The organism is Rhizobium sp. P1_E6, from assembly GCF_056405875.1.
The window spans coordinates 30,443-56,003 of sequence record NZ_JBFUBG010000016.1; the positions used below are offsets into that span (position 1 = coordinate 30,443).

Here is a 25,561-nt window from a genome sequence, read left to right on the forward strand (position 1 = left end):
GACGGACCGGCGTTGGAGGTCGCGCCGGTCCGTCCTCGTTTTCATATATTTTGGAGAGTTCTGTTGTGACGATATTTTCCAGACTGCGCATCACATCGATTGCCACCATTGCCTCGCTGGCAGCCTGCTATGCAGGCATTGCCACGGCTGATGAGTTCGACCTGAGCCCCGAGCAGCCCAACCGCGTGCACGCGCAACGCAACGAGGCGGCGATCGCGTCCATTCCGAAGAATTTCAAGTTCGTCTCGCCCGGCAAATTCACGATTGCGGTCAGCCCCGGCGGGCCGCCGCTCGCCACCTACGCGACAGATGCCAGGACGGTCGTCGGCGCAGACCCCGATTATGCCAGTGCCATCGCCGAAAGCCTCGGGCTGCAGCTTGAGATCGTCCCGGTTGCCTGGATCGACTGGCCGCTCGGCCTGACCTCGGGCAAATATGATGCTGTCATTTCCAATGTCGGCGTGACCGAGCAGCGCAAGGAGAAGTTCGATTTCTCCACCTACCGGAAAGGCCTTCACGGCTTCTTCGTCAAGGCGGACAGCCCGGTGAGCTCGATCAAGGAGCCGAAGGATGCGGCGGGACTGCGCTTCATCGTCGGTGCCGGCACCAATCAGGAACGCATCCTGCTGAAATGGAGCGACGAGGATGTCGCCGCCGGTCTCAAGCCTCTCGAGCTGCAATATTATGACGATGAGGCGGCAAGCCTGCTGGCGCTGCGCTCGGGTCGCGCCGACGTCATCGTCCAGCCGCATGCGCAGCTCGTCTATATCGCCGCGCGCGACAAGAACCTCAAGCGGGTCGGAACGCTGAGCGCTGGCTGGCCCGATCGCTCCGATGTCGCGATCACCACCCGCAAGGGAAGCGGCATTGCCGATACGCTGACGCTCGCCACAAACGGCCTGATCAAGGATGGAACCTATGCAAAGATCCTTGAGCACTGGCAGCTCTCGGAAGAGGCGCTGCCGGCCTCCGAGACGAACCCGCCCGGCCTGCCGAAATTCTGAGTGAGGACAAGATGAGCGGCAATACGCTTTCGATCAGCCATATCGGCTTTCTGACACCCGGAAACTATTCGGATGACGACCCGCTCCCCGGCCTCGAAAAGACATTGCAGCTTCTTGGCTTCGGCGAGGAGCTGGGTTTTGAAAGTGCCTGGGCTCGCCAGCGGCATCTGGAGCCCGGCATCTCCTCCGCGACTGCCTTTCTGGCGGCCGCCACCCAGCGAACCAGCCGTATCGAGCTCGGCACCGCTGTCATTCCGATCGGTTACGAAAGTCCGTATCGGCTGGCAGAGGATCTTTCGACGGTCGACGTTCTGTCAAAGGGAAGGCTGAATGTTGGCCTGAGCGCCGGACGTCCGCTGCATGCCGACCTCATCGGTCCGCTTGCCTTCGACGGCGACTGGCAGAACCATGATTTCTCGCATGAACGCGTGCTGCGCTTCGCCAGCAATCTGAAGGGAACCTATCTCGGCGACGAGAACACCTTCATCAAGACGCCGTTCGGCCCGCAACGCCCGAGGCTGCATCCCTATGCGAGAGGCCTGATCGACCGCATCTGGTATGGCGGCGGCTCGCTGCGCTCGGCCGCCTGGGCCGGGCAGAACGGGTTCAACCTGCTGATCGGCAATGTCACGACCGGCGAGGAGACCGACGATTTCTTTATCGCCCAGTCCCGTCAGCTGGTCGTCTACCGTGCCGCTGGCGGAGCCGATCGACGTGTAGCGCTCGGCCGTGTCATCGTGCCCTTCGACAGTGCCGATGCGGCCACCCGCAGGCGATATGCCGATTATGCCGCCGGGCGTCATGAGCGCACGCTTTCCCCGCAAGGTGAGCGGCGCACCCTTTTTGCCAGCGATCTCGTTGGTACATCGGAGCAGATTCTCGAGCGTCTCCATGCCGATCCCATCCTGCCGCATGTCAGCGAGCTCAGGCTGGAATTGCCCTATGAATTCGAACATGACGAATATCGCCAGATCCTGCATGACTTTGTCACGCATATCGCGCCTGAACTCGGCTGGCAGACAAAGGTCCTTCGGGTGGCCTGATGCGTGATATTGCTATGCGAGTCGCTTGAAAGAACCGAACGAGCAGGTGCATCAATAGCATGTCCCCATCGGCCTTGAATCGAGTGCTGCATTCGACCGCAGCCTCAGTGCGACAAACATCGGAATTGTAGGAATCTCTCCGTGACCAGATTAGTCGAATATTTCATTTCCATAAGCTCACCCTGGTCGTATATCGGGCTGGATGCCTTTGCCGAGCTTGCCGAAAAAAACGATGTGAGCATCAAGCCGTATCTGACGACGGTCGTTGAAGAAAACGGCGGGATTTTCTCTCGCAACCGGCCGGAAATCCGCCGAGCCTACTGGGTCCGGGATCTCAAGCGCTGGGCGGGTGTCCGCGGCAAGACCCTGATCCTCGAAAACCGGCCTGAACTCAGCGATCCAACGCCGGCTTCCTTCTTCGTCATCGCCGCCTATCTCGACCGCCAGGACTGGATCGGCGTGACACGTGCCCTGCAGCATGCCTTCTGGAGCGAGGCAAAGGATATCGGCAGGCCCCATATCCGCGAAGCGATCGTCAATGCGGCCGGTTTCGATGGAGCGGCCTTGCTGCGGCGGCAGGGCGACGGCGATGTTCAGCAGAAATGGGCGGCAGATCGTATTCACGCACGCGAAAGAGGCGTCTTCGGCTTTCCGACCTTTGCCTATGAAGACGAGCTCTACTGGGGACAGGACAACTTGCCCTTCCTCGAGCGCCATCTTCACGGCGACAGGCCGTAAAAAGCCGTCATTCGAACAGCGCGCTTCCGTCGCCGGTAAAACTCTCTCCGGCGGCGAGATCGATCCTGTGTTTTCCAAAGCCGCCGCTGACCGTCTCACCGGACGCAGCGTTCTTTCCGAGCACAGGATCGTGGAGCTCGGCGACAAGCGGAAGTCTATTCGCCGCCGCATCATGCTGGAAGGCGACGTGCCGAGCCCGTCGCACATTCCACCTGGCTGCAGCTTTTCGCTAGCCCTGATCCGATTCTAGTCGCCTGCGCAAAGCCGTCCTTTAATCTTTGCGCTTCGGCGTGTTGGACACAGCGTTCAGCCGGCGCCACGGTGCGTGATCCGTCTTGATCGTGACCAACGCCGAAGATGGCAGAAGCGGCAGCCGCTTGCGCCGTCCGAAGCGGCGTTTGAAGCCAAGTATGTTTTCGACAAAGCTGCGGGCGTAGAGGCCGGGGCCGCTGGAATAGATGCGCCAGCCGCCGTCGACGGCGATCTCGCCCTTTTTGACCTGCTGCCAGTTGCTCGCGGCCTGATAGCGATCCGGGAAGGCGACATCACTGCTGCTGAAATAGGTATTGCGCTGGCGCAGAGATGCTTGCGGCAGGGCATCCGTGACAGCGATCGGATTGACGAGGCCGATCGCCCTCCAGAGGGCTTTTGCATCGTCGGCTATGGCCAGCGTTTCGCAGTAGCGTAGATGCGCATGCACATACATCAGACCGATTTCGCGGCCGAAAAAGGACGAGGATTCGGCGCGGCGGAAGAGTGTTTCCGGGCCGCCTGCATAGGTCGCAGGCTTCTCCATCAGGCGCACGCCATCGGGGAAGAGCAGGTGCTTTTCGATCAGCTTCATATGCTCTTGCCGTTGCCCCGGCGTAAAGAGCTTGCCGAGCATCGCCTGTGTCATCGAGATCAGCGAGTAATGCAGCCCGGTGCGTTGGTCGTCGGGATGCAGCAGCAGTTCGACCCCGTCATGGGTGGGATCGAAGATGCCGTAGCCGGCAACCACGCCGTCGCGGATCAGATGCTTGTTGAAGTCGCGCCGCATGGCGGTTGCGATCTTCCGCAGCGCTGTTGCGCCATCCCCCTTGCCGACGCGGCGCAGGATGGCGGAGTAACGCACGACCTGCTCGTAGAGCAGGGAAACTGTCCAGCTGCTCACCATCCAGTCGCGCAGATGGGGATCGGCTGGCTGCAGGGAATCGTTCCAGTCACCTTCGCCATAGCGGATCAGATGCGTGCCCGGGATGAAGCGTTCGCGCACCGTATCGAGGAGCTTTTCGACATGGATGGCGATCGTATCAGCCGGCGCTTTGCCCATCGTCTTGTCGTCGCGCCAGGCGACTTTCTCCTCAAGGATGACAAGATCGCCGGTCGCTTCGATATAGTCGCATAGTGCCTTGAGCGGCCAGACGACGATGTCGCCGTGGCTGTCGCCGGAGCGGATGTTGGAATAGGGCTCCAGCATGAACCATTGCGGCCAGTCGCCTTTTTGCAGGGACTGCTCGCTGAAGACCGTCTTCACGACTTCTTTGGCTTCGCGATCATGCTCATAAGCGAGCAGGAATTCAATCGGCCCCTGGCAGGCATCTCGGGTACCCCAGGCCGCGCCCGTATATTGCTCAAGCCCGTGCGGAACACTCAAATGCACGATGGCGTCATGCGCCAGCCAGGGAAGGATCGTCGCATGCGCCACGGCTTCGGCTCTTGGCTTGTCGAGCGTCAGGCCGCGGATAGTATCGCGCCAGAAACGTGACGCCGGTGCCAGCATCTCTTCTTGCGTCACGCCGCCTGCATAGCGATCTGCCAGACGTTTGGCCTCCGCCTTGTCCGTCATCGAGCCGACGACGGTGAAGGACAGCGATCGTGTTTCCTTGGACCGCACCGCAATGAAGGCGCCGTTGCGGGCGACGCCATCCTCATAGAGAAGCTCGTCGCCGCCGATCGCCTCAACGGCATCGGGTGTGGAGCTCACCAGCCAATAGCTTGCATCGGGAAAACGCTCACCCCAGAGCCAATGCGGGTCCGGACGAAAGAGGATGCGCTTGGCATCGTCGTCGAATTCGACATGACCGCTCGTATCATATTCCCGTTCGCCGAGGACGAGGTGACCGAAAACCAGGAAACGGCAGGGCTTGCCTTCCACGGAGACCGCCCACTGCATGGCAGGATCCTCGCCGGGGGCCGTGGCCATCACGGTGATGGTGCGGTCGGCAAGGCGATAGATCCAGCGGCAGTCGCTAAGCCCCATCTCGAAGATCGAGGGCACGGCGAGAAGCTGCCAGCCCTGGCCGACATCGACAAGGATGCGCAGCCCGGTGGTGCGCGTCAAATTGTAGGGGTCGCGGGAGACGGAAAGCAGCTTGTGGAAGGATGTATTGCCGATCGTCAGTTGCGCGGCAAAGATGCCCTGCATCCAGCAGGTCGATGCCAGCGTGACATCGTCGAGCAGCATGTTCTGGCCGCTGCGGATGATCGCTCCATGGCGCCGCGCGACCTGTAGCTCCTTTTCCCGTAGCACGATATGCCGGTTGAGAGCCCCCTCGGGCACGAAGAAGGAGAGGAGCTGTCCGTCGACGCGTTCTTCGAGGATGCGGTCAGGATAGAGGCCGGCGAGCGCCTTGTCGCCGAGCGTTTCCACCGTCAACAGCGCAGCATTCTGCAGGATGCTGCGCGGAGGCGTTTTCTCCGCCGGACCAGCCGCCTTCTTCTCGGCGGTGGTCAGATGGTCGAGGCGGGAAAGATCCGCATCGCTTGATGCTGCCTGGTGATCGTTGAGGAACAGGCCGAAGAAGCTGGCCGTCACGCCCTCGGATGAAACGGAAAGCGGCTTCGACTGAAGGGCAGGGCAGGCCATCTCATGCTGCCGGCGCTGGCTTGGCAGGTCGCTGCCGAAGGGGCCGACGAGAAGATCGTTACTGCGAGCGGCTGATTGCACCAGCTGGATTGCATCTGTGGCATAGGCAGCCACACCTTCCAGGCAGCCCTGTGCGAGCCACGGAATGCGTCCGCCACCTTGCTTGAGGTTCTGCCGGTTCATCACCACCAGTCCGAAAGCCGGATGCTCGGCGATGTGATGATCCACATATTGCGAGGCATAAGCCTCGCTGTTCATCAGGAAACCACGATCGCCGAGGCCGACATCCTGAACCAGCACAAGATCGGCCGGCAGCTTATCCTCGCCGGCATGGGTGAGCGTGACATGCCAGAACCAAGTCGCCTCGGAGGGGGCGAGCACGAGGCTGACGTGATAACGGATTTCCCCAGCTTCACCGCTCCAGGTAAAGCCCGTTTCGTGGTGGCCGAAGCGGCCCTTTGCCCGCGGTCCGACGATTTCAGCGACGACAGGCTCCTTGCCGCCGAGCCGCAGGTAGAGACGTCCGACGCCGCCGGAAAGCGGCGATCCCTGGATCTGGTTGATCTGCACAGATCCGAGACTATCGGCATAATCGATGGAAAAGAGCGTGCCGTTCGGTAGCGCGGATATGGAGAGGCCGGAGCCGTTTGCGATTGTCAGAAGGCCGAGGTCGTCGCGGCGGGGCATCTGCAATTTGCGATTCAGTCTCGAGGGCATGTGAGATCTCGTGTCGCCTAAAAGGGAATCGAAGAATGACGCAAAATGATTGAGGGAAATATTATCTGTTGTCACTGGTGAGATCGTGTCGCGCAGACTGTTTACCGCAGTCCGGATTGCCGAACTGCCGCTCTTCATCCTTTTTTGGGCTAAAAAGGCTCTTACGCCGCTATGCCCTGGCCGCAGCTGGCAGATGGTCTTCTGCTGCTAGACAGCAAGCGGAAAAAACCTCTCCGACACCGATCAGCACTGGCCGGTCGAAGCCCATATCGACCATGGCGATAGCGAGATCTTCCAGATTGCCGCTCCACCGCCTCTCGTCGGCACTGGCGACCGAGCTGACAATAACGACGGGCGTCTTTGTGTCGAGGCCGGCTTCGATAAGTCTGTTCTGTATGGCGCCGGCGGTTCTTCCGCCCATGTAGAAGACCGTCGTCTTTTTCCGATCGGCAAGGGCGTGCCAGTCGATCGTCTCAGGCAGCTCGCCATGACGCGAATGCCCGGTGACGAACTGGACGGCCTGAGCATGATCGCGGTGGGTCAAGGAAACACCGAGCCGTGACGCCATAGCGCTTGCCGCCGTGATGCCAGGGATGACATCGACCGGAATATCATGCTGTTTCAGATAGGCGATCTCCTCGCCGGCGCGGCCGAAGATCATCGGATCGCCGGATTTCAGCCGGGCAACGTTCTTGCCGGCCTTGGCGAAAGTCAACATCATCTCGTTGATGTCTTCCTGCCGGCAGCTCGTGCGCCCGCCGCGCTTGCCAACCAATAGACGTTTGGCCTCACGCCGCGCCAGTTCCAGAACTTCGTCCGACACCAGATCATCGAACAGGATGACATCGGCGGCTTGTAATGCCCGCACGGCCTTCAGCGTCAGATATTCCGCATCGCCGGGACCGGCGCCGACAAGCGTCACTCGTCCGACGGGGCGCGCCTGAGCCTGCCCTTTCATCTCCGCAAGCAGATCGCGGGCGCTTGTCTGCGTCGGTTCAGCTCCGAAAGCGCGATCGACAAAACGCTCCCAGAAGGCGCGGCGCTCAGCGCCGGGCTTCAGACGAAGGGCAATCTCTTCGCGCAATGACTGGGCAAGGGTCGCCCAGGATTTCAGGGATGTCGGCAGCAGCGTCTCGATGCGGCGGCGAATGGCCTGGGCGAGAATGGGGGCGGCGCCATCGGTCGAGATCGACACCACGACGGGCGAGCGGTTGACGATGGAACCGAACTGGAACTGGCAAAAAGCCGGTTTGTCGATCACATTGACGGGAACGCCGGCTCGGCGCGCGGCCTCGAAGAACTCCCGGGCTTCGGCCTCGTCATCGCAGTCCGCTATGGCAAGCGCCGCGCCTGCAAGAACATCCTCGTGCCATGCCATTGGACGGTGGATGAGCGCGCCTTCTGGATGTGGGGAGCCGCGCTCAATGAGGGTGGCACAGACCTCGCTCAGTTGCTCTGCATGGATCTCGACTCTCGCCCCGCAGGCGGCCAGCAGTTCCGCCTTCCAGGCGCAGGCATCCGAACCGCCGGCGACGATCACCCGCTGGCCGGCAAGCGACCAGAAGACCGGCAGCTTGGCGAGCGGCGCCATGCGGGCCGGCGCCCGGTCGGCAACATCATTCGGCAGCGTCTGCAACACAGGCATTGATGATCCCTCTGATTTCAGCGCGGCAGGAGCCGCAATTGGTGCCGGCCTTCAGTTCGCTGCCGATCGCCTCGACACTGCGGCAGCCGGAACGGACGGCGGCGACGATCTGGTTGACGCCGACGCTGAAGCAGGAACAGACGGTGGCCCCTGGATCCGGCATGTCAGCGCCCGGCCTGCCGGCAATGATCGCAAACCGGCGGCGCAGATTGCTGTGATCTGCAGTCAGCTGCGAGACTGCCCAGTTGCGTGCGACAGCAACCGGCTCCTTTGCAAGGAAGAGCGCGGCAAGCAGCCTTTCTCCGTCGAAGAAGGCGATGCGCCGGTCGCCCGATTGCTGGTCGGCATAACCCAAGGGCTCGATATGGTCGGCAATACCGAAGCTTTTTCGGCACCACGCCGTCCAGTCTGCGATGCTGTCACGGAACGCGATCTCCAGTCGCCAGCCGCCATCGGCCTTGGCAAGTGCCCAATAGTCCGCATCGAGCACATCAGGCTTTGTCACGCTGACAGCGAAACCATAAGTGGCAGCGCGATAGCGGCTGACGGCAACCGCGACATTCTTCGAGGCGGGCTGGCCGGAAACCGGATCCGTTGCGGGTTTGACGACAGCGCCGATCCGCCCCCCAGCGGAGTTCTGATCGCTCCAGTGCATGGGCACGAAAACGCTGCCGCGTGCCTGCCGGTCGGTCACAAGCGCGCGGATGATGGCCTTGCCGTAGGCGCTTTCGACCTGCACGAGGGCGGCACCAGCCACGCCAAGCTCGATCGCGTCGCGCGGGTGGATCTCGGCGAAGGGCTCGGCGATATGGGATGACAGCCGCGCGCTCTTTCCCGTGCGCGTCATCGTGTGCCACTGGTCGCGGATCCGGCCGGTATTCAGCGTGAAGGGATAGGCCGCATCTGTCCTGTTGGTTGCCGGCGCTTCGACGGCGATGAAGCGCGCCTTGCGATCGGGATGGAAGAAACCGCCCTCGGCGAAGAACCGCGTTTCCTTTTTCTCCGTTCCGGAAGGTTGCGGCCACTGGAACGGCTTCAGCGCATCATAGGTGGGGGGCTGTATTTCGGCATAGGCGCCGATGTCGAAGTCGCGGCTGCCATCATTCTCGAAGGCGGACAGAGCGGCATGCTCAGCGAAGATGGCGGCCGGCGATGGGTAGTCGAAAGCTTCAGTAAAACCCATCCTGCGGCTGACTTCTGCCATCTGCCACCAGTCGGCGCGTGCTTCCCCCGGCACGCTCAGGAAGGGGCGCTGCCTGGATATGCGGCGTTCCGAATTGGTGACAGTCCCTTCCTTCTCACCCCAGCCGAGGGAGGGGAGCAACACATGCGCGTGTCGTGTCGTATCGGTCTCGCGCAACATGTCCGACACGACGACGAAGGGGCAGGCGGCAATCGCTGCCTCGACCCTGATGGCATTGGGCATTGAAACGACGGGATTGGTCGCCATGATCCAGAGCGCCTTGACATGACCCGCCTCGACGGCTCCGAACAGATCGACGGCCTTCAGGCCGGGTTTGCTGGCAAGATCAGGCGCATTCCAGAAGCGCTGCACCCGGTCGCGATCCCCAGCGTTTTCGATGGCCATATGGGCGGCCAGCATATTTGCGAGGCCGCCGACTTCGCGCCCGCCCATGGCATTCGGCTGGCCGGTCAGCGAAAACGGTCCCATGCCGGGTCGACCGATGCGACCCGTCGCCAGGTGGCAATTGATGATGGCATTGACCTTGTCGGTACCGGAAGCCGACTGGTTGACGCCCTGGCTGTAGCAGGTGACCACCCTTTCGGTGGCTTCAAACAACCGGAAGAATTCTCTCACCTGCATTGCCGGCAGGCCGGTGCGATCGAGCAGATCGTCAGTTGTCAATGTGGAAGCAGCGGCAAAGGTCGCGCCGAAACCTTCCGTATGAGCGCCGATGTAGTTCTGGTCGATGGCCGGGCTTGCCGCGAGATGGGCGAGCAGTCCCATGAAAAGCGCCACATCGCCATCGGGTCGGATGGCGAGATGCAGGTCAGCGATATCGCAGGTCATCGTTCTGCGCGGATCGATGACGACGATCTTCAGGCCCGGTCGGGCAGCCTTGGCAGCCGCCAGCCGCTGGTAGACGACAGGATGGCACCAGGCAAGGTTAGAGCCGGTCAGGACGACGAGATCGGCGAGTTCCAGATCCTCGTAGAGGCCCGGCACGGTATCCGAGCCAAAGGCGCGCCGATGGCCGGCGACCGACGAGGACATGCAGAGGCGCGAATTGGTATCGATATTGGCTGAGCCGATGAAACCCTTCATCAGCTTGTTGGCGACGTAATAATCCTCGGTCAGCAACTGGCCCGACACATAGAAGGCGACGGAGTCCGGCCCGTGTTCGGCGATAGTTTCCGAAAAGCGCTGCGCTACGAGATCGAGAGCCTCATCCCATTCCGCCTGCTTGCCGTCGATTTCCGGATGGAGCAGACGCCCATCCAGATCGATCGTTTCGGCGAGCGCCGAACCCTTGGAGCAGAGCCGGCCGAAATTGGCCGGATGCTCGGGGTCGCCCTTCACGGTCATAGCGCCGGCATCGTCCACCTTGGCGATCACGCCGCAGCCGACGCCGCAATAAGGACAGGTGGTCTTGACCTCTGCTCCCATCATTCCGCCGCCATCATCAGGCTTTCGAGCGCGATATAGAGCGTGCCGCCCTCGTTCTTGAGCGGGATCGTGCGCACCGTGCCGTTATCGGCACCGAGCGCCTTGCCGGTCTCCAGCGAAATCACCCAGTTGTGCAGCGGGCACGTGACGGCATTGCCGTGCACGATGCCTTCAGAAAGCGGTCCGCCCTTGTGCGGGCAGCGGTTTTCGATCGCATAGACTTCATGCTCGCTCGTACGAAAGACGGCGATATTCATCTGCGGGGTCTTCACGCAGCGGGAGCCGCGTAGCGGAATATCGGAAATGTCGCCGATCGGGTGCCAGTTCATGATGGTTCTCCTCACTCGGCCGCCTGATTGAAGCCGATGGTTGCCATCGGCCGGAACTCGTGCTTGTCCTTGCCTGAGACACGCTCCGACCAGGGATCGACCTGTGCGAATTTCTGGGAAAAGACGAAGCGCTCGTAATAGGCCTGGCGCTTTTCATGGTCTTCCATGATCTGCCGGCGGATCTCGTCAAGGCCGATACGCTTGGCCCATTTGTAGATGCGCTCCAGGTAACGGCCCTGTTCGCGGTACATCTGGGTCAGTGCCACGATATGTTCGAGCGCTTCGTCCTCGGTCTTGACGAGGCCGAGTATCTCGGTGCCCTTGATGTCCAGGCCTGCGGCGCCGGCAAAATGGATCTCGAAGCCGGAATCCACGCAGATGACGCCGACATCCTTGCAGGTCGCTTCCGCACAGTTTCGCGGACATCCGGAGACTGCCATCTTCAGCTTGGCCGGTGTCCAGGAGCCCCACATGAATTTCTCGATGCGGATGCCGAGCCCTGTCGAATCCTGGGTGCCGAAGCGGCACCAGTCGGAGCCGACGCAGGTCTTCACCGTGCGCAGACCCTTGGCGTAGGCCTGGCCGGAGACGAAGCCGGCCTTGCCGAGATCTGCCCAGACAGCGGGCAGGTCTTCCTTCTCGACGCCGAGCAGATCTATGCGCTGGCCGCCCGTGACCTTGACCATCGGAATGGCGAACTTGTCGACCACGTCGGCGATGGCGCGCAGTTCGCCGGAATTGGTTACTCCGCCCCACATGCGCGGCACGACGGAATAGGTACCATCCTTCTGGATGTTGGCGTGGACGCGTTCATTGATGAAGCGCGACTGATAGTCGTCGGCATATTCGTCCGGCCAGTCACAGACGAGGTAATAGTTGAGCGCGGGGCGACATTTGGCACAGCCGCCCGACGTCTTCCATTCCAGTTCCTGCATGACGGCGGGAATGGTCTTCAGCGTCTTCGCCTTGATGAGGCGGCGCACGTCGTCATGGCCGAGTTCAGTGCAGTTGCACATCGGTTGCACGGCCTGCGGATTATAGGCATCACCCAGCGTCAAGGACATGAGCTGCTCGACAAGGCCGGTGCAGGAGCCGCAGGAGGCGGAGGCCTTCGTGTGAGCACGCACGTCATCGAGCGATGTCAGTCCCTTGGCCGAGATCGTGGACGTGATCTTGCCTTTACAGACGCCGTTGCAGCCGCAGATTTCCGCATCATCCGGCAAGGCTGCAACGGCCGCCATAGGGTCCAGCGGGGATCCTCCCTGATAGGCCTGGCCGAAGATCAATGTGTCGCGCATTTCGGAGATGTCGACGGCCTTTTTCTTGAGGTCGTTGAACCAGGCGCCGTCCGAGGTTTCGCCATAAAGCACCGTGCCGATGATGCGGTTGTCCTTCAGAACAAGGCGCTTGTAGATTCCTGCAGTCGCATCGCGCAGTACGATTTCCTGCCGGTCGTCGCCGTCGGCGAAATCGCCGATCGAGTAGAGTTCGATGCCGGTAACCTTGAGCTTCGTCGGCGTGTCGGAATGTTTAAAGGCCGGCTTCGTGTCGTCGGACAGATGGGCGGCGGCCACGCGGGCCATCTCGTAGAGCGGCGCGACGAGGCCATAGACCATGCCACCCACCTCGGCGCATTCTCCGAGCGCGTAGATATCGCCATCCGATGTCTGCATGCCGGCATCGACGACGATGCCGCGGTTGACGGCAAGTCCGGCGTCCTTGGCAAGATTGACATTCGGTCGAATGCCGACAGCCATGACGACAAGCGTGGCGGGAATGATCGTGCCGTTGTCGAGCTCGATACCCTCCACTTTGCCGTCGCCGATGATCGCCTTGGTATTGGCCTTGCAGATCACCTTGATGCCACGTTCCTCGACGGCTTTCTGCAGCAGGTAGCCGGCAGCGGGATCAAGCTGGCGCTCCATCAGCGTTGGCATGACGTGCAGTACGGTGACATCCATGCCGCGCTGGGCAAGGCCGGCGGCTGCTTCGAGCCCGAGCAGACCACCGCCGATGACGATTGCCTTTTCGCGCGACTGGKCCGCCAGCAGCATGGCCTGAACGTCGTCGAGATCACGGTAGGTGATGACGCCCGGCAGATCCTTGCCGGGAACAGGGATAATGAAGGGCACTGATCCGGTTGCGATCACCAGCTTGTCGTAGCCTTCGGTGACGCCGTGGTCGGAGGTGACGGTCTTGGCGACGCGATCGATGTTGATGATCTTGTGGCCCTTGTACAGCGTGATGCCGTGCTTGATGTACCAGCCGTCGCCGTGAATGATGATCTGTTCGTAGTCCTTTTCTCCTGACAGGACAGGCGAGAGCATGATGCGGTCGTAATTGACGCGCGGCTCGGCGTTGAAGATCGTAACTTCATAGCGGCCCGGCGCCTGTTCCAAGAGGTGCTCCAGCATGCGCCCAGGCGCCATGCCATTGCCGATGATGACGAGTTTTTCGGTCATATTTACAGGTCCTTGGTCAGGTTGCAGCCACGGGCGCGGAGTGCCCCTGGCGTGACAATTGCTTTACGGACAGGTGCATCCAGATCAGCGAGATCGCGACGATCGCGAAAAGCAGCAGGAAGCAGCTCGACCAAAGGCCGGTCATGTCCTTGAGGAGGCCAAAGGCGATCGGAAGGATGAAGCCGCCAAGCCCGCCCATCATCCCGACGATGCCGCCGACGGCTCCGACGCTTTCGGGATAGTAGGCCGGAATGTGCTTGTAGACGGCAGCCTTGCCGAGGCTCATGAAGAAGCCGAGCACGAAGATGACGACGATGAAAATGACAGGCGTGATGGTAGCAGACGGCAGTGAAAGAATGAGGGTGGCCACGGCCGATACGGCAAACATCGCATACATAACGCTGCGCGCACCCTTCTTGTCCGACAGCACGCCGCCGAAGGCTCGGAAGATGCTGCCCGGGATGGAGTAGGCGGCTGCGACCATGCCTGCAGTTTCCAGGTTGAAGCCATAGACGCCGACCAGATAGCGCGGCAGCCACAAGGACAGGGCGACGAACCCGCCGAAGGCGAAGAAATAGTAGAGCGAGAAGCGCCAGACCTGAACGTTCTGCAGCGGCGCGAATTCCTGGGCAAGGCTCTTGGAAGCAACGCCAYGTTCGCGGCGAAGACGGAAGGCCGGATCATCGGTCGTGGTGAACCAGAAGACGATTGCCATCAACGCCAGACAGACGGCCCAGATCTCTGCGACCGCCTGCCAGCCCCAGGCGAGCAGAACGAACGGGGCCGCGAATTTGGTCACGGCCGCGCCGACATTGCCCGCGCCGAAGATGCCAAGCGCCGTTCCCTGCTTCTCCGCCGGGAAGAAGGGCGAGACGTAGGCGACGCCAACCGCGAAGGATCCGCCGGCAAGCCCGACACCGAGGCCGGCGATCAGCATCTGCGAGTAGGTGTGGGCGTAGGAAAGCAGAAAGGTCGCCAATGCGGCGGCAAGCATCGTCAGCGTATAAACAAGACGGCCGCCGTAGCGTCCCGTCCAGATGCCGAGAACGATACGCACGAGCGAACCGGTCAGCACCGGGGTGCCGACCAGCAATCCGAACTCGGCTTCGTTCAGGTTGAGTTCCTGCTTGATGCGGATGCCGATGATCGCAAAGATCGTCCAGACGGCAAAACAGAGAGTGAAGGCGACCGTGGAGATCCACAGTGCTTTGGCTGGTTCGCCGGCGGACATGGGCTGCGCTTTCTCGATGACAGACATGGCTTCTCCGTGGCCCGACAAGGTCGTGCCGATCTATCGCTGGGGGTTAAAACAAAAAGCCGCTGGTCAGGACGCGCATGCACGAGGTGCGCGAAATATCCTGATCAGCGGCTTTGCTGGTGGCGCCCGCCGTTGGACGCCGAATTCATGGCCTTCTGGCCCATCTGCCTCAAGCAATCCGTATGCAGATGCCAAGAGGTAACTCTGTGTCTCTGATGAGCGCCTATCGCGCACATCCTGCCCCGATCGCCCTTGACCAGTGCAGTTTTAGTCTTGCAAGCGGCGTGCCAGTTTGTTCAAGCTACTGCAGGTTATTGAAATAAAAGGAAATTACTTCGACCTACACCCGATGCTGCTTTTGGAAGCACGAAATCGCTCTGCAAAACTTTTGTGCGATTGCTCAGTCGCGGGTCGGAAATGCTGCAAGCGATTTATGCAATGCAGCAGTTCTGTCAGGTCTCATCAGCGTGCGGAATGAAGGGCAAGGCGCTCTTCACGGCAAAGCCCGCAATATAATCCGGCAGTTTCGATGGGTCGAAAACATGGCCGTCCATGAAACGGTCGTCTTCGTCCGCGCCTTCGATGCGCACGTCGGCATCAATGGGTGCGCTCCCCTCGCCAAGGGCGGTGCGGTAAAGGTCCGGGCGATAGGCGGAGGCGGCTGCGCGTGCGGGGTTTAGACCGAGTTCGGCCTGACCCCAGCGGATCATCTGGCTGTAGATCCAGAGTGCCTGGCTCGTGCGAGGATAATTGGCAAAGCCCGAATGGAACATGAAGTAATTATCGATGATGCGCCGGTTCCCCTTTGCATCGAGGCTGAACTCGCCGGCCAGCACATGACGGATGATGTGAACCGGGGCTGCGATGTAGCGGGCATCCGCGAGGGCCTCGGCAAGCGCATCGTGGTTTTCCGGCCGGTCGCACCAGCGCGCCGCTGCGTCGAGAGCAACGATCAGCCGGGAGACTGTTTCCGGATGGCTGTCCGCCCATTCCGGGCGCATGCCGATCACCTTTTCCGGTGCAGATGGCCAGATATCCTGTTTGGCAGCGACGATACGCCCGACACCGCGCTCCGACGCCACCATGTTCCAGGGTGCGCCGACGCAAAATCCGTCGATGCCGCCGGCAGCCAGCGCATCCGACGTCAGCGGCGGCGGCACGACGACGAGTTTGACGTCCTTGTCCGGATCGATGCCCCCGGCGGCGAGCCAGTAGCGGAATTCGTAATTATGCGAGGAAAAGGGATAGGTGACGCCGAAGGTGGGCAACGGCTCTCCGCGCGCTCTCATCTCTGCCAGCACCTTTGCGAGCGCCCTGGCATTTTCTAGTGCATTCGCGGTCTCGGAAAGATCGGCGGCATCCCGCATTCTATCGAACAGGCGGGTCGAAAGCGTGATCGCATTTCCGCCGCGCCCGAGAGAAAAGGGCGTGATCGTCGGCGATGGATTGGAGCCGAGGCCGAGCATGGAGGCGACAGGCATCGGCGAGAGCATGTGGGCGATATCGAACTGCCGGAAGGCGAGGCGGTCGCGAACGTTGGCCCAGGAGACATCCTTGACGAGGTCGAGCGTCAGGCCCTCCCGCTGCGCGAAGCCGAATTCTGCGGCAACTATCAGCACAGAGGCATCGACAAGCGGAATGAAGCCGGCCCTCAGTGTTCTCTGGCCTTCGCCATTGAGACGCGCGGGGGCCGGCAGACCGGCGCCGGGATCAAGGTTTTTCGTCATCATATTCACTCCGGCTTTCTCCGGACATCAGCACGCGAGGCCGCCATCACATCAAAAGCCCTGCCGCGGTGACGACGCTCTGGGCGATGTCGGACATCTTCTTTTTCTCGTTCATCGCCGTCTGGCGCAGCAGTGCAAATGCCTCTTCCTCTGACAGGCCGCGCATCTTCATCAAAATGCCCTTGGCGCGCTCCACCACTTTGCGTTCCTCGAGAGCCGATTTGGCATCGGCAAGTTCGCGCTGTAGCCGGCTGAAGGCATTGAAGCGGCTGACCGCCATATCAAGAATGGGTTTGACGCGCTCCTTCTTCAACCCGTCAACGATGTAAGCCGAGACGCCTGCATCCACTGCGGCCTCGATGGAGGCCGTGTCTGAACGGTCGACAAACATGGCGATCGGCCTGCCGACAGTGCGCGTCAGTTGAAATAGATGCTCCATCATGTCGCGATTGGGGTTTTCGATATCAATGATGATGACATCGGGCCGCAGTGTATCGATGATTCTCGCCACGCCTTGAACTTCGTGGATGACCGTCACGCGCGCATGACCAGCCTCCCGCAGCCCCTCTTCGATGATGGAGGCGCGAATGGTGTTTTCATCGATCACAAGAATGGTCAGGTCGAGCCGGCTCATGCGCTATTTATGACGCAACGCAGCAAAGCGGACAAGCTTAAAAGGCAATTTATTAGGCATTTTGTAAAAATGACTAAATAATGGTCTTGTTGCTTTATATATGTGCAGCCGCCTGATTTCCCCGGGGTTTCGAAAGAGATCGCGGCATCCATGCGCCTTGCCGTTGGCTGCGCTACCTATGCCTGAGTATAATGCACCGCCCGGCCGCGCACTGTTATCGTCCGGCTGTCTCGAAGACGGAGAGCTGACATGAGCGACAAGCGTCCTGATGGTGTTGAGGAATACGGGCATCCCGCAGGCGGCTGGGATGCTCTGAAAGCGGTGGCGAAAACGCTGAAGCATCAGCAGATCGTCGCGCAGGGCAGCACGACCCTGCTCAAGGCAAACCAGCCGGACGGATTCGACTGTCCTGGCTGCGCCTGGCCCGATCCGAAGCACACCTCGTCCTTCGAATTCTGCGAAAATGGTGCAAAGGCGATCACATGGGAATCGACTGCCCGCCGTGTCGCGCCGGAATTCTTTGCCGAACATACGGTCTCGGAGCTTTGGGAATGGATCGATCACAAGCTCGAAGACCAGGGTCGGCTGACGCACCCGCTGAAATACAACGGTACCACGGATAAATACGAAGCCATCGAATGGGATGACGCCTTCAACTTGATCGGCGCAGAGCTGAACAAGCTCGCCAGCCCGGACGAGGCTGAGTTCTATACTTCCGGCCGTGCTTCGAACGAAGCTGCATTCCTCTACCAGCTTTTTGTACGCGCCTATGGCACCAACAACTTCCCCGACTGTTCGAACATGTGCCATGAGGCAACGAGCGTCGGGCTGCCGTTGTCGCTTGGTGTCGGCAAGGGCACGGTGACACTTGAGGATTTCGATCATGCCGATGCCATCTTCAGCTTCGGCCACAATCCCGGAACGAACCATCCGCGCATGATGACGACCTTGCATGAGGCATCGCGCCGCGGCGTGCCCATCATCGTCTTCAATCCGCTGAAGGAGCGGGCGCTCGAGCGTTTCGCGGCGCCGCAAAATCCGGTGGAGATGGTGACCTTTTCCTCGACACGCATCGCATCGGCCTATCACCAGCTCCGCACCGGTGGCGACCTCGCAGCTCTCAAGGGTCTGATGAAACTGATCTTCGAGCGCGATGAGGCCGATCTTGTCGCTGGTGGCGAGGGCGTTCTGGACAGGGCCTTTATCGCCGAACACACTGTCGGCATCGATGCCCTGAAAGAGGATCTCGCCGCCGCGCGATGGGCCGATATCCTCAGTGTCTCCGGTCTCACCATGGAAGCGCTGAACAGCGCCGTCGATGTCTATCTCAGCGCCCGCAATGTCATCCTCTGTTACGGCATGGGCATCACCCAGCACGCGAACGGAACGGCGAATGTCCAGCAGCTTGCCAATTTCCTGATGCTGCGCGGCAATGTCGGCCGCCCCGGCGCCGGTCTCTGCCCTCTGCGTGGTCATTCCAACGTTCAGGGCGACCGGACTGTCGGCATTACCGAAATTCCGAACAAAGCGCTGCTCGACGGCATGGAACGCGCCTTTGGTTTCCGTCCCCCTGCAGAGAAGGGCCATAATGCGGTCGAGGCCATCGAGGCGATCGCTGCCGGCAAATCGAAGGCGCTGATCTGCCTCGGCGGCAATCTGGCTGTCGCCATGTCCGATCCTGACGTCACCTTCAAGGCCATGCGCAAGCTCGATCTCGCCGTCCATATCGCGACCAAGCTCAACCGCTCGCATCTCTTGATGGCAAAGACCTCGATCATCCTTCCCTGCCTCGGACGAACAGACCTTGACACGCAGGCATCAGGGCCGCAGTCGGTGACGGTCGAAGATTCCATGTCGATGGTGCACGCCTCGCGCGGCTTCCTGAAGCCGCCGGGTGAGTTATTGAAGTCTGAGCCGGCCGTCATCGCAGGCATTGCAATGGCCACATTGGGCACAAAATATAGCATCGACTGGAGCGGGTTGATCTCCAATTACGACCGCATCCGCGACAAGATAGAATTGGTGTTCCCGGACTTTCACGAATTCAATAGCCGTGTCCGCGTTCGCGGCGGCTTCCGGCTCGATGTTCCCGCTTCTTACCGCGTCTGGAAGACGGCGAGCGGAAAGGCAACCTTCCTCGTCGCCCCCGGTCTCGACGAAGATCCTCGCCTGAAGGACCCGACGACACTGGTGCTGACGACGCTGCGCAGCCACGACCAATACAACACGACGGTCTACGGCCTCGACGATCGCTATCGCGGTATCTTCGGCCGCCGTGATGTCATCTTCATGAGCGGTCAGGATCTTGCTGAACGGGGCCTGCGTGACGGAGACCGGATCGATATCCGCTCAGCCACCCGCAACGGGGGTGGGAAAACCGTCATCGGTTTCACGGTTGTCGAGTATAATATCCCCTTCGGTTCGGTGGCCGGCTATTATCCGGAAATGAATGCGGTGATCGCGCTCGATCACTATGACCGCAAGTCGGGCACGCCGAGCTACAAGGGGGTTCCGGTCACGATCTCTAAGAGCGAGGCCCAAGCTGCTGCCTGATGGTTATGCCTGTACTTTCGCGGGCGATGACTTCGAAGCCAAGATCGATCTGGCTCGGCGGCTGGCGGCTCGTCGAATTGAGGGCCGCCAGTACCTTTTCGGCGGCAAGTTTGCCCGTCTCGAAACGCCTCGTCACGATCGACGAGAGGGAGGGTGACGCACAGGCAGAAAATTCCAGATCATGAAAACYGATGATGGCGATATCGTCAGGCACGCGGATGCCGCGCTTGCGGCACTCCTGCATGGCGCCGAGCGCCACGTTGTCGTCGGTGCAGAAGATCGCTTCCGGGCGGTCGCCACGTTCATGCATCAGGGCCAGGAGATCGGAGCCGAGCGCAACCGAGCTGTGCCGCGGTCGCTGGGTGACGATCTCAAGGTTCTCCAGGCCCGCTTCCTGCATTGCCAGGCGATAGCCGTCGAAGCGGGACTGGGAACGATGGTCGAGATTGCCCGCCAGAAAGGCAATACGCTTGAAGCCGCGGTCGATGAGATGCTGCGTTGCCGCCTGCCCAGCGCGATCTTGCAGCATGCCGATATTGAGGTCGATCGGATCCGGCGACAACTCGAATGTCTCGACAACGGGCAAATGCGCCCGCATCAGAAGCTGATGGGCAAGCGGTGTATGATGAATGCCGGCGATGATGATCGCTTCGACCCGTTGGCCGAGCAGTACCTTGACGGCATTTTCCTCTTCCTGCTCGGAATACCGGCTGTTGACGACGATGACCTGAAAGCCCGCCCCGACAAGCACGTCATGCAGAGCAAAGAGATATTCGGCAAAGATGACGTTATAGAGCGTCGGCACAATGACGCCGATTGCGTGCGTGCGCGACGAGGCAAGCCGGCTGGCCGCAATATTCGGCACATAGCCGAGTTCCTGGACGGCGGCATTGACACGCCGCCGCAGCGCTTCCGAGACCGCGTCGGGCTTGCGAAGTACGCGTGAAACTGTGATCGGGCTGACGCCGGCCAAAGTTGCCACATCGTCCAAAGTTACTCTTCGCATGTGCTCTCGCTCTATACAACAAAGTCGTGCGGATCTGTAATTTATCTCGCAGTTGCGAAATATTGTTCTTTGAATTTGCAGTTGACAGCGCTAGCAAATCCGATTTGACAGCGCTGTCAACTATGTTACGCTAAAATTGCACCGGAAAGGATGGGATGGAACCTTCCGGGAATCAGCATGCCAATAAGACTTTGTGGAGAGGCGGCTCGGTCCGCCCGAGGGAGGAGATATTCAATGCTCAAGGTGAAGAAAGCGAAAATGGCACGTGTCGCCGCGTTTTCGGCGTCGGCGTTTGCTCTGCTCTGCAGCACGGCCATGGCGGAGCCAAAGGTCGTGTCCGGCCCCGCCGCCGATCCGAATTGCATGGTTCCGTGGTCGGCCGAAACCCAGTTCTTGCAATATCCGAAGAAGGATGGTCGTTACCGCATCGCGCTTGCCAACGGCTATATCGCCAACACCTGGCGCATCCAGATGGTGCAAACGGCAAAGGCCTACGCTGCCCAGCCGGATGTCGCCGCCAAACTCAAAGAATTCAAGGTTGTGTCGACCGGCGAGGACGTTCCGGCCCAGATTTCGGCGATCAACAACTTCATCGATGCCGGTTATGATGCCGTCGTCGTCAACGCCCAGAACCCGACAGCCTTCGGTCCGGTCATCAAGCGCGCCAAGGAAGCCGGCGTCGTTCTTGTCGCCTTCGACAATATCCTCGACACCAAGGATGCGATCAACGTCAATGTCGACCAGAAGGGCCTCGGTGTCATCTGGGCCGACTGGCTGGTGAAGCACCTGCCGCAGGGTGGCAAGATCCTCGAAGTGCGCGGCGTTGCTGGAACTTCGGTCGATACGGATCGCCATAACGGCATCCACGAGACGCTGGACGCTTCCGGCAAGAAGTTCACCGTGACTGAAGTCGTCGGCAAGTGGGACGACGGCGTGGCCCAGAAGGCAACGGCCGATGCGATCGCTACCAATGGTCCGTTCGATGGCATCACTGCCCAAGGCGGTGACACCGGCGTCGTGCAGGCGATGATCGATGCGAAGCATGCTTTCGTGCCCTTCGGCGGTGAGACGGAGAACGGCTTTCGCAAATTCTGCGCGGCCCATGCTGGCGACGGTCTGAAATGCTCGTCGGCCGGTACCGGTCCGGCGCAGGTCGCCGTCGCTATCAAGACGGCCATCGCCGCTCTTGAAGGCGAAGTCGTGCCCCAGGCCGTTAAGCTGCCGACGGCACTCGTTTCGGATCCCGATTTCAAGGAAGGTGAGGATTATTACCCCACCCAATCCGACAACTTCTTCGTCGGCAACGCCTTCCCGACCTGCGGTATCAACTTCACCGCACAGGAGATCATGGGGCAGTCCAAGGAAAACCAGTAATCCCCACCATCCGGACCTGACTGCGGGCGCTCGCGCCCGCAGTCTTGATCTCGACGCGACCGAATGGAGGCTGGATGCATGACCCTTTCCGAACCGCTTCTGCGCCTGGAAGGCATATCGAAACGCTACGGCGGCGCGATTGCGCTGAAGGAAGCCAATATCGCAGTCCGCCCGGGCGCGATCCATGCCGTGCTCGGGGAGAACGGCGCCGGTAAATCAACCCTCATCAAGATCATGGCAGGGGTAGTCGCGCCTGATGAGGGGCGCATGCTGCTTGACGGGAGCGAGGTCTCCTTCGCCTCGCCGGCTGCCGCCAATGCCGAGGGCATCGTCTGCGTCTTCCAGGAACTGTCGCTCATTCCCGATCTGTCGGTGGCCGACAACATCGTTATCAGCAATCCGCCGCTTCGTTTCGGCATGATCGACCGCAACAGGCAGCGTCAGATTGCTGAAGCTGCGCTGGCCCGTGCCGGAGCGGCCGATATCCATCCCTCGTCCCTTGTCAAGGACCTGCCGCTTTCCCGTCGGCAGATGGTGGAGATTGCCAAGGCTCTTGCGCGCAAGCCGCGGTTGATGATCCTCGACGAGGCGACCTCGGCGCTAACCCAGTCGGATGTCGAGAAGGTCTTTGGCGTGCTGAAGCAACTGCGTGCCGAGGGCATGGCGCTGATCTACATTTCCCATCGCATGCACGAGATTGCCGAGCTCGCTGATGACTGCACGGTCTTTAGAAACGGCCGCAGCATCGAATCCTATCCTGCCGGCACCAAGACGGACCAGCAGGTTGTGGAACTGATGATCGGACGCGAATATACCAATGTCTTCCCACCCAAGCCGCTGCGATCGAGGGCACATGCGCCGGTGCTCTCCTGCCGCAATCTCTCTTGGGAAGACCGGCTTTCCGGGATCAATTTCGATGTGCGGCCCGGCGAAATCATCGGGTTCGGCGGGCTGGACGGGCAAGGGCAGCGCGAATTGCTGCTGGCGCTTTTCGGTGTGCTGCGCGACCTGAAAGGCGAGGTGGCGGTCAATGGCCGACCGGTAAGGTTGAAGAGCCCAGGTGCTGCGAAATCAGGCGATATCTCCATGGCGCTGATTCCGGAGGACCGCAAGACCGAGGGCCTCATGCTCCCCATGACGGTGCGCGAGAACCTGTCGATCGCCGCACTCGACCGCGTTTCACGCAATGGCGTGATCGACCGGGCCGCGGAGCTTCGCGAGATAGACGAGCTGTTGAAGCTTCTAGCGATCAAGGCCGCGACGATCGACATGCCGGTCGCTTCGCTGTCAGGCGGCAACCAGCAGAAAGTCGTGATCGCCAAATGGCTGATGAACCGCCCGCGCATCATTCTGCTCAATGATCCGACCCGCGGCATCGATGTCGGCACAAAGCAGGAGATCTATGCTTTGCTGCGCAAGCTTGCCGACGCGGGCGCGGCCATCATCTTCTATTCGACGGACTATGACGAACTGGCCGGATGCTGCGATCGCGTGCTCGTCATGTATGATGGCAGCATCGTGCGCATCCTCGAGGGAGACGAGATTACCGAGCGCGAGCTGGTGAGCGCCGCCCTCAACATCGGCGCCGGCCAAGCGCAGCAAAGGATAGCCCAATGAGCAGGCAGGCGGGCGGCGAATGGCGGTACTGGTACGTTCAGCAGAAGGGTACGCTCTTTGCAGCGCTTCTCTTCATCCTGATGTTCATCATCTATGTCTCGAACCATCCGGCCGGCTTCACGCCGAATGTGGTGCAGACGGCCGCCAACAAGGCGACACTGCTCGCTTTCGTGGCGATGGCGCAATGTTTCGTGGTCATCACATCGGGCATCGACCTTTCGGTCGGCATGATCCTCATCCTGTGCAATTGCCTTGCCTCATGGCTCGTCGTCGGCACGCCGCTGCAGACTGGGTTGGGTGTCGTGGCCGTACTTTTGACCGGTCTCGCCTGCGGCCTGCTGAATGGGCTCGTCATCATCTTCGGTCGATTGCAGCCGATCGTCACAACGATTGCGACCAGTGCGGTCTTTTACGGATTGGCGCTGCTGTTGCGGCCCACACCCGGCGGCTCGGTCAATGAAGATCTCGCCGATGTGTTTACCTCGAAACTTTTTGGCGTCATCCCTGCAAGCCTCGTCGTGCTCGCGCTTGTCGTCCTGGTGATCTGGGTGCCGTTCAGCCGTTCGGTGCTCGGCCGCACCGCCTATGCGGTCGGCTCGGCGGAAAACGCCGCTTACATGTCGGCCATGCCGGTGAAACGGGCGAAGCTCGCCGCCTATGGGCTGGCGGGGCTGCTTTCAGCGATCGGCGGGCTTTACCTGACCTTCTTTTCCTATACGGGCGAGGCAGCTTTTGCGAGCGGCAATGCCTATACGCTCTATTCGATCGCGGCAGTGGTGCTGGGCGGCGTTTCGCTGGCGGGTGGCAAGGGAAGCGCCGTCGGTGCCGTCTTCGGTGCGCTGGCCTTCCGCACCATCGGCGACCTGCTGTTCGTCTTCGATCTCGATCCGCTCTGGCAGCCGCTCTTCCAGGGAGTGGTGCTGATGCTGGCAGTCAGTATCGGCTGCATCGGCCTGTCGCGGGTCCGCAATCGCCTGGAGTGGTTCCAATGAGCGAGGATGCTTCCACCATGCGGCAAATTCCCGTGCCCGCCCGGCTGCGCGGTGTCGATCCGGCGGTGGCGATCGCCTTTGGCTGTATCATCCTGCTGCTTCTCGGTGGTTCGCTCTATTCCTCCAACTTCCTGTCGCCGGATTACCTGCTGCAGCAGTTGAAGGTGGCTTCCTTCCTTGGTGTCATCGCAACCGGCATGATGGCGGTCATCCTGCTCGGGCAGATCGACCTGTCGGTGCCATGGGTCGTGACGACAGGGGCGATGATGGCCTGCGCCGCCACTGCTTACGGAACGACGGGTGCGGTTCTCGCAATCCCATTCGGCATTCTCTGTGGTGCTGCGATCGGTCTCGTCAATGGCATCGCGGTTGCCTATCTGCGCATTCCCTCGATGATCATCACGCTTGCAACCAATGCCGTCGCGCAAGGCTTGATGGTCGTCTATACCGGCGGTTTCTCACCGCAGGATTCGGCTTCTGCCGCCATGCGCTTCCTGGCAACCGGCTATGCCATACCGGGGCTTCCGAATGGCGTTCTGGTGTGGTTGGCCGTCGGCCTGCTTGCCGTCTTCCTGCTAACGCGAACGACTTTCGGCAGGGCGCTCTATGCAATCGGCAATCGCGAGCGCGCCGCGTATATGTCCGGCATCAACACTCGCAGGATCACCCTGCTGGCCTTCATCATGTCAGGTGGGCTTAGCGCGCTCGGCGGCGTGCTTCTCGCCGGCTACGCCTCGAAAGCATCCCAATCCATGGGTGACGCCTATCTCTTGCCCTCGATCGCGGCCGTGGTGCTTGGCGGCACACATGTGCTCGGCGGCAAGGGTTCCTATCTCGGAACCGTGGCCGGCGTCATCTTGATCACCCTTCTCCAGTCGATTCTCTCTGTCATGCAGATCGAGGAAGCCGGTCGCCAGCTCATCTATGGGGCGGTCATCATCGGCATGTTGCTGCTTTACGGGCGGCAGAAGGTCTCGTGACGAAA

General features: G+C 60.8%; 17 protein-coding genes. 8 read left to right on the forward strand and 9 right to left on the reverse strand.

Annotation, left to right across the window (positions count from 1 at the left end):
• The first annotated feature begins 65 nt into the window (after nt 1-65).
• From AC1D35_RS11130 to AC1D35_RS11140, 3 genes are all read left to right on the forward strand, one after another.
• Entirely contained in the window at nt 66-1,004 is a 939-nt protein-coding gene (locus AC1D35_RS11130) for an ABC transporter substrate-binding protein (protein ID WP_477938590.1), read from the forward strand.
• An 11-nt stretch (nt 1,005-1,015) separates the two neighbouring features.
• Complete coding sequence (locus AC1D35_RS11135; protein WP_477853596.1) at nt 1,016-2,047, forward strand: LLM class flavin-dependent oxidoreductase; 1,032 nt, start codon at nt 1,016-1,018, stop codon at nt 2,045-2,047.
• A gap of 141 nt (nt 2,048-2,188) precedes the next feature.
• Nucleotides 2,189-2,785, forward strand: coding sequence for a DsbA family protein (locus AC1D35_RS11140; protein ID WP_113307493.1), 597 nt, complete (start codon nt 2,189-2,191; stop codon nt 2,783-2,785).
• A 271-nt stretch (nt 2,786-3,056) separates the two neighbouring features.
• Here the strand turns inward: AC1D35_RS11140 and AC1D35_RS11145 are convergent, their stop codons facing one another.
• From AC1D35_RS11145 to AC1D35_RS11180, 8 genes are all read right to left on the reverse strand, one after another.
• A complete protein-coding gene (locus tag AC1D35_RS11145; RefSeq protein ID WP_477938591.1) occupies nt 3,057-6,350 on the reverse strand; it encodes a GH36-type glycosyl hydrolase domain-containing protein in 3,294 nt (1,097 codons plus the stop codon).
• Between the two features lie 169 nt (nt 6,351-6,519).
• On the reverse strand, nt 6,520-7,995 hold the full coding sequence (gene cysG, locus AC1D35_RS11150) for a siroheme synthase CysG (RefSeq protein ID WP_477853591.1): 1,476 nt from the start codon (nt 7,993-7,995) through the stop codon (nt 6,520-6,522).
• The gene (locus AC1D35_RS11155) at nt 7,967-10,624 is read right to left on the reverse strand and encodes a nitrate reductase (RefSeq protein ID WP_477938609.1); all 2,658 of its coding nucleotides are present in this window, start codon (nt 10,622-10,624) and stop codon (nt 7,967-7,969) included. Before AC1D35_RS11155 ends, cysG begins: the two co-directional genes overlap by 29 nt.
• Entirely contained in the window at nt 10,624-10,953 is a 330-nt protein-coding gene (nirD, locus tag AC1D35_RS11160; RefSeq protein WP_113296612.1) for a nitrite reductase small subunit NirD, read from the reverse strand. Before nirD ends, AC1D35_RS11155 begins: the two co-directional genes overlap by 1 nt.
• An 11-nt stretch (nt 10,954-10,964) precedes the next feature.
• Nucleotides 10,965-13,415: a nitrite reductase large subunit NirB gene (gene nirB / locus AC1D35_RS11165; RefSeq protein WP_477938592.1), complete on the reverse strand. Its 2,451-nt coding sequence runs from the start codon at nt 13,413-13,415 to the stop codon at nt 10,965-10,967.
• Nucleotides 13,416-13,431: 16 nt separating this feature from the next.
• Nucleotides 13,432-14,673: an MFS transporter gene (locus tag AC1D35_RS11170; protein WP_477938593.1), complete on the reverse strand. Its 1,242-nt coding sequence runs from the start codon at nt 14,671-14,673 to the stop codon at nt 13,432-13,434.
• Between the two features lie 452 nt (nt 14,674-15,125).
• Complete coding sequence (locus AC1D35_RS11175) at nt 15,126-16,403, reverse strand: CmpA/NrtA family ABC transporter substrate-binding protein (RefSeq protein ID WP_477853588.1); 1,278 nt, start codon at nt 16,401-16,403, stop codon at nt 15,126-15,128.
• Between the two features lie 43 nt (nt 16,404-16,446).
• Nucleotides 16,447-17,034 (reverse strand): ANTAR domain-containing response regulator, encoded by a 588-nt coding sequence (locus AC1D35_RS11180; RefSeq protein ID WP_007816832.1) that lies wholly within the window; start codon nt 17,032-17,034, stop codon nt 16,447-16,449.
• 249 nt (nt 17,035-17,283) lie between these two features.
• Here AC1D35_RS11180 and AC1D35_RS11185 point away from each other — a divergent pair, with 249 nt between their 5' ends.
• A complete protein-coding gene (locus AC1D35_RS11185; RefSeq protein ID WP_477938594.1) occupies nt 17,284-19,587 on the forward strand; it encodes an FdhF/YdeP family oxidoreductase in 2,304 nt (767 codons plus the stop codon).
• On the opposite strand, the gene AC1D35_RS11190 is transcribed toward AC1D35_RS11185, so the two are convergent.
• On the reverse strand, nt 19,559-20,593 hold the full coding sequence (locus AC1D35_RS11190; protein ID WP_477938595.1) for a LacI family DNA-binding transcriptional regulator: 1,035 nt from the start codon (nt 20,591-20,593) through the stop codon (nt 19,559-19,561). The two genes, AC1D35_RS11185 and AC1D35_RS11190, sit on opposite strands and share 29 nt — an antisense overlap.
• 234 nt (nt 20,594-20,827) lie before the next feature.
• Here AC1D35_RS11190 and AC1D35_RS11195 point away from each other — a divergent pair, with 234 nt between their 5' ends.
• From AC1D35_RS11195 to AC1D35_RS11210, 4 genes are all read left to right on the forward strand, one after another.
• Nucleotides 20,828-21,967 carry a sugar ABC transporter substrate-binding protein gene (locus AC1D35_RS11195; protein WP_477853580.1) on the forward strand — a complete coding sequence of 380 codons (1,140 nt, stop codon included), beginning with the start codon at nt 20,828-20,830 and terminating at the stop codon, nt 21,965-21,967.
• 78 nt (nt 21,968-22,045) lie between these two features.
• Nucleotides 22,046-23,584 (forward strand): sugar ABC transporter ATP-binding protein, encoded by a 1,539-nt coding sequence (locus AC1D35_RS11200; protein WP_477853579.1) that lies wholly within the window; start codon nt 22,046-22,048, stop codon nt 23,582-23,584.
• Nucleotides 23,581-24,576 carry an ABC transporter permease gene (locus AC1D35_RS11205; protein ID WP_113296603.1) on the forward strand — a complete coding sequence of 332 codons (996 nt, stop codon included), beginning with the start codon at nt 23,581-23,583 and terminating at the stop codon, nt 24,574-24,576. The genes AC1D35_RS11200 and AC1D35_RS11205 overlap by 4 nt, the downstream gene beginning before the upstream one ends.
• Entirely contained in the window at nt 24,573-25,556 is a 984-nt protein-coding gene (locus AC1D35_RS11210) for an ABC transporter permease (protein ID WP_113296602.1), read from the forward strand. The genes AC1D35_RS11205 and AC1D35_RS11210 overlap by 4 nt, the downstream gene beginning before the upstream one ends.
• The last annotated feature ends 5 nt before the right edge of the window (nt 25,557-25,561 follow it).

What these genes read in the sequence shown, in the direction of transcription:
- AC1D35_RS11145 (WP_477938591.1), bottom strand. Translation starts at nt 6,350, where the DNA reads ATGCCCTCGAGACTGAATCGCAAATTGCAGATGCCCCGCCGCGACGAC.
- AC1D35_RS11210 (WP_113296602.1), top strand. Translation starts at nt 24,573, where the DNA reads ATGAGCGAGGATGCTTCCACCATGCGGCAAATTCCCGTGCCCGCCCGG.
- AC1D35_RS11135 (WP_477853596.1), top strand. Translation starts at nt 1,016, where the DNA reads ATGAGCGGCAATACGCTTTCGATCAGCCATATCGGCTTTCTGACACCC.
- AC1D35_RS11195 (WP_477853580.1), top strand. Translation starts at nt 20,828, where the DNA reads ATGCTCAAGGTGAAGAAAGCGAAAATGGCACGTGTCGCCGCGTTTTCG.
- AC1D35_RS11185 (WP_477938594.1), top strand. Translation starts at nt 17,284, where the DNA reads ATGAGCGACAAGCGTCCTGATGGTGTTGAGGAATACGGGCATCCCGCA.
- AC1D35_RS11180 (WP_007816832.1), bottom strand. Translation starts at nt 17,034, where the DNA reads ATGAGCCGGCTCGACCTGACCATTCTTGTGATCGATGAAAACACCATT.
- nirD (WP_113296612.1), bottom strand. Translation starts at nt 10,953, where the DNA reads ATGAACTGGCACCCGATCGGCGACATTTCCGATATTCCGCTACGCGGC.
- AC1D35_RS11155 (WP_477938609.1), bottom strand. Translation starts at nt 10,624, where the DNA reads ATGGGAGCAGAGGTCAAGACCACCTGTCCTTATTGCGGCGTCGGCTGC.
- cysG (WP_477853591.1), bottom strand. Translation starts at nt 7,995, where the DNA reads ATGCCTGTGTTGCAGACGCTGCCGAATGATGTTGCCGACCGGGCGCCG.
- AC1D35_RS11200 (WP_477853579.1), top strand. Translation starts at nt 22,046, where the DNA reads ATGACCCTTTCCGAACCGCTTCTGCGCCTGGAAGGCATATCGAAACGC.
- AC1D35_RS11205 (WP_113296603.1), top strand. Translation starts at nt 23,581, where the DNA reads ATGAGCAGGCAGGCGGGCGGCGAATGGCGGTACTGGTACGTTCAGCAG.
- AC1D35_RS11175 (WP_477853588.1), bottom strand. Translation starts at nt 16,403, where the DNA reads ATGATGACGAAAAACCTTGATCCCGGCGCCGGTCTGCCGGCCCCCGCG.